The organism is Streptomyces hirsutus, from assembly GCF_001418415.1.
GTDB lineage: Bacteria > Actinomycetota > Actinomycetes > Streptomycetales > Streptomycetaceae > Streptomyces > Streptomyces hirsutus.
The window spans coordinates 1-13,349 of record NZ_LIQT01000413.1; the positions used below are offsets into that span (position 1 = coordinate 1).

Consider the following 13,349-nt stretch of genomic DNA (forward strand, 5'->3'; position numbering starts at 1 on the left):
GCCCCGCCCACCGGATCATCAGGGCCCAGGGGTCCAGCACACTCGCCGGCCCCCTGCCACAGCGGCGAAGGACGCGAAGGGAAACAGCCAAGCCATGCCCTCACGACGCGACGGAACTCGACGGACGGGACGGAGCGGGACGGCGGAAACGAGTCCAGGCGGAACACAGGGCCCTCACGACCGCACCGGCCACGCTCACGCCCTCGACGCCGGCCACGGACGCCCCATCCCCATCAACGAATGAGCCACTCCGGCCGCACCGCCACCGCATGCCAGACACGGCGCACCGCGCACTGCACACCACGCACGGCACGGACACGGAAGCCCCGGAGAAACCGAAAACCCCCGGCCATGTCGATCGGGGGTCTCGCGATGATGTGGGGCTAACAGGATTTGAACCTGTGGCCTCATCCTTATCAGGGATGCGCTCTAACCAACTGAGCTATAGCCCCGCCGCGCTCTGCGGTGTATCTCCCGCGCGCTGACTCCTGAAGATTAGCGCACGACCGGGGCAGTCCCAAAATCGGTTGTCGAAGGGCCGTCGGAACAGACCGGGGAAGCGCTGAGCGCCTCTCACTCGTCCTCGGCCAGCGTCAGCTCGACGCCGCCCACGAAGCCCGCGGAGAGGTTGTAGATGAACGCGCCGAGGGTCGCCAGGGCCGTCGCCAGGACGACGTCGATGACCGCGATGATCGTCGTGAACAGCAGCACGTTGGGCAGCGACAGGAACGACTGGAGGTCGAAGCCGTTCGACTCGTTGGAGCCGGTCGCCTCGGAGATCGTGCCGCCGACGGTGGAGAAGACGCCCATCGCGTCCATGACCATCCACAGCACCGCGGACGCGACGATCGTGCAGATGCCCAGGGCGATGGAGAGCAGGAAGCTGACCTTCATCACCGACCAGGGGTCGGCCTTGGCCACCCTCAGGCGCGCCTTGCGCACGCGCGGTGCGGTGCGCGCCCCGGTGCGCGGACGGCGCACCGCACCGGCCTGGCCCCCTGCCGTGGCGTCCTGCGCGGCGTAGGCCTGCGGCGGGTGGTACGGCCCCGCCTGCTGTTGCGGCTGCCGTTCCCCCGGCAGCGGTGAGGCCGTGTGAGCAGCGGCGCCCTGTCCGGGCGCGCTCTGCTGCTGGCCTCGGGTGTCCGTCACAGTCCCCCCCTGGGATCCCTGTCTGTCGGACGAAGGCGAGTCCTTGCCGGGCGACTTGATCGCTTTCAGGTTGGTCGTGTGCGGATCTGTCGCCTGCGCGGCAGAGCCACGGCCACCGCCGTCCGCACCCGTACTACTGGTACCGGTCGGTCCGGCGCCCGTGGCTCCGCTCACGCTGACTCACTCCTCGTGCTACTCGGCCGAGGGCGCCTCACCCTCGTCCGTGCCGGTGGTCACGGCACCTTCATCGGTCTCGTCCACGGCCACGTCGCCGTCGACTTCCTCCGCCTCGCGTCCCGCCTCGGCGTTACGGGCGATGCCGACCACGGCATCGCGCTTGCCCAGATTGATCAGTTGGACGCCCATGGTGTCACGGCCCGTCTCCCTGACCCCGCTGACCCGCGTACGAATCACACCGCCCGACAGCGTGATGGCGAGGATCTCGTCGGTCTCCTCGACCACCAGCGCACCGACGAGAGTTCCACGATCCTCGACGATCTTGGCGGCCTTGATACCGAGGCCGCCACGACCCTGGACGCGGTACTCGTCGACAGCGGTCCGCTTCGCGTACCCGCCGTCTGTGGCAGTGAACACGAACGTACCGGGTCGAACAACATTCATCGAGAGCAGTTCGTCCCCTTCGCGGAAACTCATGCCCTTTACGCCTGAAGTCGCACGGCCCATGGGCCGCAAAGTCTCATCCGTCGCGGTGAACCTGATCGACTGCGCCTTCTTGCTGATCAGTAGTAGATCATCTTCTGGCGAGACAAGTTCGGCCCCGATCAGTTCGTCGTCGGCACCGTCCTCCTGCTCCCGCAGGTTGATCGCGATCACACCGCCCGAACGCGGCGAATCGTAATCCTTCAGCGACGTCTTCTTCACCAAACCGGCCTTGGTGGCGAGAACCAGGTAGGGCGCCGCCTCGTAGTCGCGGATCGCGAGGATCTGGGCGATCGCCTCGTCCGGCTGGAAGGCCAGCAGGTTCGCCACGTGCTGTCCGCGCGCGTCCCGGCCGGCGTCGGGCAGCTCGTACGCCTTCGCCCGGTAGACCCGGCCCTTGTTGGTGAAGAACAGCAGCCAGTGGTGCGTGGTGGACACGAAGAAGTGGTTGACGATGTCGTCTTCCTTGAGCTTCGCGCCCCGCACCCCCTTGCCGCCACGCTTCTGGGCCCGGTAGTCGTCGGTCTTGGTGCGCTTGATGTAGCCACCGCGCGTGACCGTGACGACGATGTCCTCTTCGGCGATCAGGTCCTCGATGGACATGTCGCCCTCGTAGGGGATCAGCTTCGTCTTGCGGTCCTCCCCGTACTTCTCCACGAGCGCGGCCAGTTCCGCGCTGACGATCCCGCGCTGGCGGACCGGGGAGGCGAGGATCTCGTTGTACTCGTTGATCTTCGCCTGAAGTTCGTCGTGCTCCTGGACGATCTTCTGGCGTTCCAGTGCCGCCAGCCGGCGGAGCTGCATCTCCAGGATCGCGTTGGCCTGGATCTCGTCGATCTCCAGGAGGCCCATCAGGCCCCCGCGCGCGATCTCGACGGTGTCGCTGCGCCGGATCAGCGCGATGACCTCGTCGATGGCGTCCAGGGCCTTCAGCAGGCCGCGCAGGATGTGCGCGCGCTCCTCGGCCTTGCGCAGCCGGAACCGCGTACGGCGGACGATGACCTCGATCTGGTGGTTCACCCAGTGGCGGATGAACGCGTCCAGGGAGAGCGTGCGCGGCACACCGTCGACCAGCGCCAGCATGTTGGCGCCGAAGTTGGTCTGCAGCTCGGTGTGCTTGTAGAGGTTGTTCAGGACGACCTTGGCGACCGCGTCCCGCTTGAGCACGATGACCAGGCGCTGGCCGGTGCGGGACGACGTCTCGTCACGGACGTCCGCGATGCCGCCGATCTTGCCGTCCTTCACCAGGTCGGCGATCTTCTGCGCGAGGTTGTCGGGGTTGGTCTGGTAGGGCAGCTCGGTGACCACCAGGCACTGGCGGTTCTGGATCTCCTCGACCTCGACCACCGCGCGCATGGTGATCGAGCCGCGGCCCGTCCGGTACGCCTCCTCGATGCCCCTGCGGCCCACCACGAGGGCGCCGGTGGGAAAGTCGGGGCCCTTGATGCGCTCGAGGAGCGCGTCGAGGAGTTCCTCGTTCGACGACTCGTTGTGTTCCAGGTACCACTGGGCGCCGGCCGCGACCTCGCGCAGGTTGTGCGGCGGGATGTTGGTCGCCATGCCGACCGCGATACCGGCCGATCCGTTGATCAGCAGGTTCGGGAAGCGGGCCGGCAGGACGGTCGGCTCCTGGGAGCGGCCGTCGTAGTTGTCCTTGAAGTCGACGGTCTCCTCGTCGATGTCGCGGACCATCTCCATCGACAGCGGCGCCATCTTGCACTCGGTGTACCGCATGGCCGCCGCGGGGTCGTTGCCCGGGGAGCCGAAGTTGCCGTTGGAGTCCACCAGCGGCATCCGCATCGACCACGGCTGCGCGAGGCGGACCAGCGCGTCGTAGATCGAGGAGTCGCCGTGCGGGTGGTAGTTGCCCATGACGTCGCCGACGACGCGCGCGCACTTGTAGAAGCCGCGCTCGGGCCGGTAGCCGCCGTCGTACATGGCGTACAGCACGCGGCGGTGGACGGGCTTGAGCCCGTCACGGACGTCCGGCAGCGCACGCGAGACGATGACGGACATCGCGTAGTCGAGGTACGAACGCTGCATCTCCGTCTCGAGCCCGACGGGCTCGACACGCAGGACGATGTCGTTCTCTTCGGACGTGACGGGAGTGTTCTCGTCGGTCATTGCTGGTGAAGGTCCTTCCTGGTGCGGTCAGCTGAGACCGACTCAGATGTCGAGGAAGCGGACGTCCTTGGCGTTGCGCTGGATGAACTGGCGGCGGGCCTCCACGTCCTCGCCCATGAGGACGGAGAACAGGTCGTCGGCCTGCGCGGCGTCGTCCAGGGTGACCTGGCCGAGGACGCGGTGCTCCTGGTCCATCGTGGTGATGCGCAGTTCCTCGGCGTTCATCTCCCCGAGACCCTTGAAGCGCTGGACGGAGTCCTCGCGGATGCGCTTGCCGGCCTGGCGGCCCATCTCGATCAGCGCGTCGCGCTCGCGGTCGGAATACGCGTACTCGAAGTCGTCCCGGCCCCACTTGATCTTGTAGAGCGGGGGACGGGAGAGGTACACGTGCCCGGCCTCGACCAGCGGCCGCATGAAGCGGAACAGGAACGTCAGCAGCAGGGTGTTGATGTGCTGGCCGTCGACGTCGGCGTCCGCCATCAGGATGATCTTGTGATAGCGGAGCCTCTCGATGTCGAAGTCCTCGTGCACGCCGGTGCCGAACGCGGAGATCATCGCCTGGATCTCCTGGTTCTGCAGGATCCGGTCGATGCGCGCCTTCTCGACGTTGAGGATCTTGCCCCGGATCGGGAGGATCGCCTGGTACTGCGGGTTCCGGCCGGACTTGGCCGAGCCGCCGGCGGAGTCACCCTCGACGATGAAGATCTCGCACTTGGTGGGGTCGTTCGACTGGCAGTCCGAGAGCTTGCCCGGCAGGGACGCCGACTCCAGCAGGCCCTTGCGGCGGGTCAGGTCGCGGGCCTTGCGGGCCGCCACGCGCGCGGTGGCCGCCGCGATGCCCTTGCGGACGATGTCCGCGGCCTCGTTGGGGTTGCGGTCCAGCCAGTCGGCGAGGTGCTCGTAGATGACCTTCTGGACGAAGGTCTTCACCTCGGTGTTGCCGAGCTTGGTCTTGGTCTGGCCCTCGAACTGGGGCTCGCTCAGCTTGACCGAGATGATCGCCGTCAGACCCTCGCGGATGTCGTCGCCCGTGAGGTTGTCGTCCTTCTCCCGCAGCAGCTTCTTGTCGCGCGCGTACTTGTTGATGAGCGAGGTCATCGCCGCGCGGAAGCCCTCTTCGTGCGTACCGCCCTCATGGGTGTGGATGATGTTGGCGAAGGAGTAGACGCCCTCGGTGTAGCCGCTGTTCCACTGCATGGCGACCTCGAGGGACAGGAGCTTCTCCTTGTCCTCGGCCTCGAGGTCGATCACGGTGGGGTGCACCACGTCGCCCTTGCGGGAGTTGAGGTACTTCACGAAGTCGACGATGCCGCCCTCGTAGTGGTACGAGACGGCCTTGACCTCGTACTTCTCGTCCTCGCCCGCCTCGTCCGCCCCGGCGGTGGCCTTCGCCGACTCGCGCTCGTCGGCGAGGTTGATCCGCAGGCCCTTGTTGAGGAACGCCATCTCCTGGAAACGCCGCGAAAGCGTCTCGAAGGAGTACTCGGTGGTCTCGAAGATGTCCGGGTCGGCCCAGAAGGTGACCGTCGTCCCGGTCTCCTCCACCTCCTCGTGCCGGGCCAGCGGTGCCGTGGGGACACCCATCTTGTAGTCCTGCGTCCAGCGGTGGCCGTCAGTCTTGATCTCGACGGAGACCCTGCTCGACAAGGCGTTCACCACGGAGACACCGACGCCGTGCAGACCGCCGGAGACCGCGTAGCCGCCGCCGCCGAACTTGCCGCCCGCGTGCAGTACGGTCAGCACGACCTCGACGGCCGGCTTGTTCTCCGAGGGGACGATGCCCACCGGGATGCCCCGGCCGTTGTCGACGACCCGGACACCGCCGTCGGCCAGGATCGTCACGTCGATCGTGTCCGCGTGCCCGGCCAGCGCCTCGTCGACGGAGTTGTCCACGACCTCCTGCACCAGGTGGTGCAGCCCTCGTTCGCCGGTCGAACCGATGTACATACCGGGTCGCTTGCGGACCGCGTCCAGACCCTCGAGGACGGTGATGGCACTGGCGTCGTACGAAGCGGTGGTCTCGCCGTTGAGGGCGGTCGCCTCGTTCTTCGCGCCGGTGTCGGTGGACGGGATGTTCTCGTTGGGGTTGCCGGAATCGGCCACGAAGCGCCCTTTCTGGCACACCACGAGCCTGGCTCGGCGGCGGGTTGCCGGAGCGGCTGCGGCATGTTGCGTTGATAAGCCTTGATCAGCGTTGCTCAGCTTTTCCCGGGCGGTCCCCACGATCGGGGCGGGATTGCTTCCAGTCTACCGGTAGCTCGGACATCGATGGGGGTTTGCCGGTGCCTGAGTCCGCATGTGCCGCCCTCAACCGGTCTCGCCCGACTCCCGATATACGGATGGGGGCCCCAGGAGGCTCACGAGGGCACCTAGCGCTTCCGGCCGTCAACCCTTTGCTACTTACGAGTCAGGTGGCGATCCGGCACTCCACCAGGGGGTACGGCGAAAGGAACCCCGACGGACCGCACACACTCCCGGAAGCCCTCCGTGTGACGTCGGTCACCCTTCTGTGAAAGGCCTGAAACAGGGCCCCGAACATGGCTCGCAAAGGGCCTCGGTCACCCGTACGTGTCGCCGGGACCGGTGCTCCCGGGGGCGCGCAGCGGCCCGTAGCGGCGGGCCGGGCCACCCGGTCCGTTGACCTTGATCAGCCTCACCGTGCCGTGGCCCAGGTCCTCGTTCAGCCGGGCGACCAGAGTCGGGGCGAGCAGCCGCAGATTCGTCGCCCACGCGGTGGAGTCGCAGCGCACGATCAGCACCCGCTCGTCCTCGTCGTAACGCTCCGGCTCACAGTGCTTGGCCACGTCCTCACCGACGATCTCGGGCCAGCGCCCCATCACGCCGCCCACCGCGGCCGGGGCCTCCCAGCCGCGCTCGGTGAGCAACCGGTTGATCGCCGCGCCGAGCGCCATGGGATCGCGCCGGTCCCCGCGCGCACCCGAGCGCAGGCCACCGCGCCGCGCCTGCTTCTTCTGCTGCGCCACGTCCCCACGCGCGCGTGCCGCTTCCTTGGCCGCGCGCAACGCCACGCGCGCGAGGTCGACCCCCGAGGGCTCAGGGGTCGCCTTCCGAGCGTCGTCGGGGGCTTTGTCGGGCCTGCCCGGCTCGCTCATACCCGTTCCACCGTCCCGTCGGCCACCGCGAACCGGGTCCCCGACAGCACGTGGGGGACGTCGTCGTCGACCGCCGCGGTCACCAGCACCTGCTCGCCCGGCGCGACCAGCTCGGCGAGGCGCTCACGACGGCGGGTGTCCAGCTCGGCGAAGACGTCGTCGAGCACCAGCACCGGCTCGTTGCCCTCGGCGCGCAGCAGGTCGTAGGAGGCCAGGCGCAGCGCCAGCGCGTAGGACCAGGACTCGCCGTGGGAGGCGTAGCCCTTGGCCGGCAGCCGGCCGAGATTGAGCAGCAGGTCGTCGCGGTGCGGGCCGACCAGGGTGACGCCCCGCTCGACCTCCTGCTTGCGCGCCTCGGCGAGTGCGGCCGACAGCTGCTCGTACAGGTCCTCGCGCGTGTGCGCCTCGCCGGGTGCCGACGGCTTGTACTCCAGGGCGACGGGACCGCCGCCCGGCGCGAGCTGTTCGTACGCCTTGTCGGCGAGTGGCTGGATTGCGGCGATCAGATCCAGTCGCCGGGCCAGCAGTTCGGCACCCGCACGCGCGAGGTGCTGGTCCCAGACGTCGAGGGTGGACAGGTCCATGGTGCGCCCGCCGTGGCGGCGGGCCAGCGCGGCGGACTTCAGCAGCGTGTTGCGCTGCTTGAGAACACGGTCGTAGTCGGAGCGGACCCCGGCCATGCGCGGGGAGCGGGCGGTGATCAGCTCGTCCAGGAACCGGCGCCGCTCGCCGGGATCGCCCTTGACCAGGGCAAGGTCCTCGGGCGCGAACAGGACGGTGCGGACGATCCCCAGCACGTCCCGGGGCCTGACCTGCGAGGACCTGTTGATCCGAGCGCGGTTGGCGCGGCCCGGGTTCAGTTCCAGCTCGACGAGCTGCTGCCGCTCGCCCTGGCGGACCTGGGCCCGGATGATCGCGCGGTCGGCTCCCATGCGGACCAGCGGAGTGTCGGAGGAGACACGGTGGCTGCCGAGGGTGGCGAGATAGCCGACCGCCTCGACGAGGTTCGTCTTGCCCTGCCCATTGGGGCCGACGAAGGCCGTGACCCCCGGGTCGAGCGGGACCTCGACCCGGGGATAGGACCGGAAATCGGCCAGCGACAGATGCGTGACGTGCATGGTCGTTCGCCGACCTCCCCAGGCGTTGTGGACCGCCGTGCGGTCCTGTGGACTGCAGCCCCGAAACCGCCCGACGCTCAGGCTCCGGCTGCTTCGTGGATTGCTTCTCTGTGGATTACTTCTTCTCGACCGCGTGGCCGCCGAACTGGTTGCGCAGCGCCGCGATCATCTTCATCTGCGGCGAGTCCTCCTGACGGGAGGAGAACCGCGCGAACAGCGACGCGGTGATCGCCGGCAGCGGGACCGCGTTGTCGATCGCGGCCTCCACGGTCCAGCGTCCCTCACCGGAGTCCTGCGCGTACCCCCGGAGGCCCTCCAGGTGCTCGTCCTCGTGCAGCGCGTTCACCGCGAGGTCGAGCAGCCAGGAGCGGATGACCGTGCCCTCCTGCCAGGAGCGGAAGACCTCCCGGACATCGGTCACCGAGTCGACCTTCTCCAGGAGCTCCCAGCCCTCGGCATAGGCCTGCATCATCGCGTACTCGATGCCGTTGTGGACCATCTTGGCGAAGTGGCCGGCTCCGACCTTGCCGGCGTGCACCGAGCCGAAGTCGCCCTCCGGCTTCAGGGCGTCGAAGACCGGCTGCACCTTGGCGACGTGCTCCTTGTCGCCGCCGTACATCAGCGCGTAGCCGTTCTCCAGGCCCCAGACACCGCCGGAGACGCCGCAGTCGACGAAACCTATGCCCTTGGCCGCCAGCTCCTCGGCGTGCTTCTCGTCGTCCGTCCAGCGGGAGTTGCCGCCGTCCACGACCACGTCGCCGGGCTGCAGCAGCTCGGCGAGTTCGTCGATGGTCGACTGGGTGGCCTCGCCCGCCGGGACCATCACCCAGACCACGCGCGGGCCCTCGAGCTTGCCCACGAGTTCTTCCAGGCTGTGGACATCGGCGAGGTCCGGGTTGCGGTCGTATCCGAGAACGGTGTGGCCCGCGCGGCGAATCCGCTCGCGCATGTTGCCGCCCATCTTGCCGAGGCCGACGAGACCGAGCTCCATCAGTTGTGTTCCTTAGGTTGCGACGTGGCGTGGCGGCACGAGCGTGCCGCGGCACTTACGTACCGACCCGACCCTAAACCCGGGCGCTCACGCACATCTGTGGGCATACGCGCTCATGCGCACGCCCTCACCTGCGGTTTCACCGACGCCGGCCGACCAGCCCTCTTCCGCTCCCTCCGGGTCCGGCACGATCCGGTACACACCCGCGGTCCGGCGTCCGGACCCGGAAGGACTGTGCACGCCTGTGGACCGATGCGGGCGGCCATGGACAGGCGGGCGAGGTCAGGCGGACGAGATCAGCCGCTGAGCCGCACCGGCATGATCAGGTACTTGTAGGCGTCGTCCGCCTCCGCGTCCACCGCGGGCCTGCCGCTGAGCAGCGCGGGCTTGGTGGACGTGGTGAACGACAGCTGGGCCACCGGGGAGTCGATGGCGCTCAGGCCGTCCAGCAGGAACGTGGGGTTGAAGGCGATCGAGATGTCGTCGCCCTCCAGCTGGGCGTCGACCCTTTCCACAGCCTGTGCGTCGTCACTGGAACCGGCCTCCAGGATGAGCACACCCTGCTCGAAGCTCAGCCGCACCGGAGTGTTGCGCTCGGCGACCAGGGCCACACGCTTCACGGCCTCCACGAAGGGGGCGGTCTCGATGACGGCGACGCTGTTGAACTCGGTCGGGAACAGCGTGCGGTACTTCGGGAGGTCACCCTCCAGCAGCCGCGTGGTGGTGCGCCGGCCCGCGCCTTCGAAACCGATCAGGCCCTCGCCCGCACCCGAGCCGGACAGCGCCAGGATCACCTGGTCGCCGCTGGTCAGTGCCTTGGCGGTGTCCAGGAGCGTCTTGGCGGGCACCAGGGCGACCGCCGAGGCCTCCGGGTTCTCCGGCTTCCACAGGAACTCGCGGACCGCGAAGCGGTAGCGGTCGGTGGAGGCCAGCGTCACCGTGTCGCCCTCGATCTCGATGCGGACACCGGTCAGGACGGGCAGGGTGTCGTCGCGGCCCGCCGCGATGGCGACCTGCTGCACGGCGGACGCGAAGACCTCACCGGGCACCGTGCCCGTCGCGTTCGGCATCTGCGGCAGGGCCGGGTACTCCTCCACCGGCAGGGTGTGGAGCGTGAACCGCGAGGAGCCGCAGACCACCGTCGCCCGTACACCGTCTGTGGAAATCTCCACCGGCCGGTTGGGGAGGGCGCGGCAGATGTCGGCGAGCAGCCGGCCCGAGACGAGCACCGTGCCCTCCTCCTCGACCTCCGTCTCCACCGAGACCCGCGCGGAGACCTCGTAGTCGAAGCTGGACAGGCTCAGCTGTCCCGACTCGGCCTTCAGCAGCAGGCCTGCGAGGACCGGCGCCGGCGGACGGGCCGGGAGACTGCGCGCCGCCCAGGCCACTGCCTCCGCGAGTACGTCGCGTTCCACCCGGATCTTCACCGTAAGCCGCCTCCTGCTGTTGCCGGCGTTCTCGCGCCCTGCTTCGCCTTCGTCATCTGACTCGGTGTGCTCGGCCTCTGGGAGGGGCAAGGACACCGGGGAACAGTCTGACGCACAGCACTGACAGTAGGTGCCTCTCGGGGTCAAGTCGTGACGAGGGGCAGCCGGCGTAGAAACGGCGAGTTGTGCACAGGGCCCGCTTCGAAACGGATTCCTCACTCTCTCTGGTTGGGAGTAGTAGTAGGGCCTGTGGATACCGTGGATAACCTCGTTTCCCCAGCTCAGAGCCTAGATTTTGTCCACTGGCCCTGGGGACGGAGCCGGTGGACAACTCGGGGTTTCTGTGGAGAACAGAAAGTTCTGCACACTCCGTGCACAGGTAGGGCCGAGTTCTCCCCAGCTCCGTCCCCAGGTTTGCCGGTCTTTCCCACAGGCCCCCTCGGCACCTTGATGTGACGCCTTTCACTCGACCCAGTGAGGAGGGGCCTCGTGTTGCCGAACAGTGGACAGGCGTGTGGAGAAGCGGATGATCGCTGGGGACAACCGGCCGCTGCCTGTGGGTTACCGGTGGAAAACTTTGTCCACAGCCTGTGGATCACCGTTTCGTCCACAGCCTGTGGAGATTGCTTGTCCACGAATCCACAACCGATTGACCTGGCCTGATAGTGCCCCATCGGGCAACCCTGTGGACAGGATCGGGACAACTTCGCGGTCCCCAGGATGTGGACGGGAAAAACTTGCCGAATCTGTGGAGGAAGGCCGTAACCCGGTGCCGAAAGGGAACAGCGGACGGGACCTCGAGGACGACCTGGCGACCGAGGACCGACGCGAGGACGGTGAGGGACGACCGAGGGAGACGGCTGAAGGGACGGCCGGCGCGTGTCGGCGGCCCCTGGAGGCACCGGAAGGCACCCGAAGGTCTTCTGGGTTCCGTCGGCGGGCGGGTCGGCGGGCGCACGAGAAGGGCGTCCCCGGATGTGGTCCGGGGACGCCCCTCCTGGGTGTCTGACGGTTCTGAGGGGACGACCTGCCCGAGGGGACCAGGACAGCTGCGGGCGGGCGCCGGATCCCCTCGTGCCCACCACGGGCGACCTGTCACCAGCCCCTGGTCACGGATGCCTGACTGCGAGGGGGCTGGGAGGCCTCAGCCGGCCTTGATGCGGTTGGTGAGTTCGGTGACCTGGTTGTAGATGGAGCGCCGCTCCGCCATCAGATTGCGGATCTTCCGGTCCGCGTGCATCACCGTCGTATGGTCGCGGCCGCCGAACAGCGCGCCGATCTTCGGCAGCGACAGGTCGGTCAGCTCGCGGCACAGGTACATCGCGATCTGCCGCGCGGTCACCAGCGCGCGTCCGCGCGAGGTGCCGCACAGGTCCTCGACCGTGAGCCCGAAGTAGTCGGCGGTCGCGCCCATGATGGCCGTCGAGGTGATCTCCGGTGCGGAGTCGTCTCCGCCGGGCATCAGGTCCTTCAGGACGATCTCGGTGAGCCCGAGGTCCACCGGCTGCCGGTTGAGCGAGGCGAAGGCCGTCACCCTGATCAGCGCGCCCTCCAGCTCACGGATGTTCCGTGAGATCCGGGAAGCGATGAACTCCAGCACCTCCGGCGGGGCGTTGAGCTGTTCCTGCACCGCCTTCTTGCGCAGGATCGCGATCCGCGTCTCCAGCTCCGGTGGCTGGACGTCGGTGATCAGACCCCACTCGAAACGGTTCCGCAGCCGGTCCTCCAGCGTCACCAGTTGCTTGGGCGGCCGGTCGCTGGAGAGCACGATCTGCTTGTTGGCGTTGTGCAGCGTGTTGAAGGTGTGGAAGAACTCCTCCTGCGTCGACTCCTTGTCCGCGAGGAACTGGATGTCGTCGACCAGCAGGATGTCCATCTCCCGGTACCGCTTGCGGAAGCTGTCGCCCTTGCCGTCGCGGATGGAGTTGATGAACTCGTTGGTGAACTCCTCCGAGCTCACGTACCGCACCCGGGTGCCGGGATAGAGACTGCGCGCGTAGTGCCCGATCGCGTGCAGCAGGTGCGTCTTGCCGAGCCCGGACTCCCCGTAGATGAAGAGAGGGTTGTACGCCTTCGCGGGGGCCTCCGCCACCGCCACCGCCGCCGCGTGCGCGAAGCGGTTGGAGGCACCGATGACGAACGTGTCGAAGAGGTACTTCGGGTTCAGCCGCGCGGTCGGCTCACCGGGGCCGGCCGCCGGTGCGGGCTGCGCGGCCAGCGGGCCGGGCGCACCACTGGCGGGCAGGTTCGGGCCGACGGGGCCGCCGCGGTGGACGTGACCCGCGCCCGGGGGAGGTTCCGGCAGCTCGCGGCGGACGGCGTCGCGCTGGTCGTAGTCGCCGCGCTTGTAGTCCTTGCGCTCGTACTCCGCGCGGGATGTCTTGTAGTCGGAGCGCTGCTGGTCGTAGGAGGGACGTTCCATCGGCTGCGGACGGTAGTCCTGCGAGGGCGCGCCTCCGTAGCCGTCCTGGGAGCCGTACGTCTCCTGGGACGGCGAGGCGTACGGGTCGCGGTCCGGGAAGCCGAGACGCTGCTGCTGCCAGCCGTACTCGTCCTGTGCCGGGCGAGGCCAGGAGCCGGGCTCCGGGCGCTGGTACTCCGAGGGGTAGGCCGGGCGGGCGGTGGGGAGCTGGTCGCCGGGCGGTCCGGGATGCTGGTCGGCGCGGCGCCGGCCGTAGCCCTCGTAGCTGTCGTAGTCCTCGTACTGCTCGCGCTCCTGGCGGTCCTGTCTGTCCGGGCGGTCCTGGCGCTCGGGGCGGTCCTGCCG

Annotated in this window: 8 protein-coding genes and 1 tRNA gene; all 9 read right to left on the reverse strand. The window is 68.4% G+C overall.

All coding sequences use genetic code 11. The features are described 5' to 3' along the window. Positions 1-378: 378 nt before the first annotated feature. Positions 379-452, reverse strand: a tRNA-Ile gene (locus tag AOK11_RS28530). 121 nt (positions 453-573) lie between these two features. After that, a complete protein-coding gene (locus AOK11_RS28535) occupies positions 574-1,323 on the reverse strand; it encodes a DUF3566 domain-containing protein (protein ID WP_079035144.1) in 750 nt (249 codons plus the stop codon). An 18-nt stretch (positions 1,324-1,341) separates the two neighbouring features. After that, on the reverse strand, positions 1,342-3,933 hold the full coding sequence (gene gyrA, locus AOK11_RS28540; RefSeq protein ID WP_055596605.1) for a DNA gyrase subunit A: 2,592 nt from the start codon (positions 3,931-3,933) through the stop codon (positions 1,342-1,344). Between the two features lie 42 nt (positions 3,934-3,975). Further along, positions 3,976-6,036 (reverse strand): DNA topoisomerase (ATP-hydrolyzing) subunit B, encoded by a 2,061-nt coding sequence (gyrB, locus tag AOK11_RS28545; protein ID WP_206188945.1) that lies wholly within the window; start codon positions 6,034-6,036, stop codon positions 3,976-3,978. A gap of 455 nt (positions 6,037-6,491) precedes the next feature. Next, positions 6,492-7,046 carry a DciA family protein gene (locus AOK11_RS28550; protein ID WP_055596607.1) on the reverse strand — a complete coding sequence of 185 codons (555 nt, stop codon included), beginning with the start codon at positions 7,044-7,046 and terminating at the stop codon, positions 6,492-6,494. Further along, positions 7,043-8,164 carry a DNA replication/repair protein RecF gene (recF, locus tag AOK11_RS28555; protein WP_055596608.1) on the reverse strand — a complete coding sequence of 374 codons (1,122 nt, stop codon included), beginning with the start codon at positions 8,162-8,164 and terminating at the stop codon, positions 7,043-7,045. Before recF ends, AOK11_RS28550 begins: the two co-directional genes overlap by 4 nt. A gap of 115 nt (positions 8,165-8,279) precedes the next feature. Beyond that, positions 8,280-9,155: a phosphogluconate dehydrogenase (NAD(+)-dependent, decarboxylating) gene (gene gnd, locus AOK11_RS28560; protein ID WP_055596609.1), complete on the reverse strand. Its 876-nt coding sequence runs from the start codon at positions 9,153-9,155 to the stop codon at positions 8,280-8,282. Between the two features lie 296 nt (positions 9,156-9,451). Continuing rightward, positions 9,452-10,582, reverse strand: a complete 1,131-nt coding sequence (gene dnaN, locus AOK11_RS28565; RefSeq protein ID WP_055596610.1) for a DNA polymerase III subunit beta — start codon at positions 10,580-10,582, stop codon at positions 9,452-9,454. Positions 10,583-11,726: 1,144 nt separating this feature from the next. Further along, the coding region (gene dnaA, locus AOK11_RS28570; RefSeq protein ID WP_055596611.1) for a chromosomal replication initiator protein DnaA at positions 11,727-13,349 on the reverse strand (1,623 nt) is incomplete at its 5' end.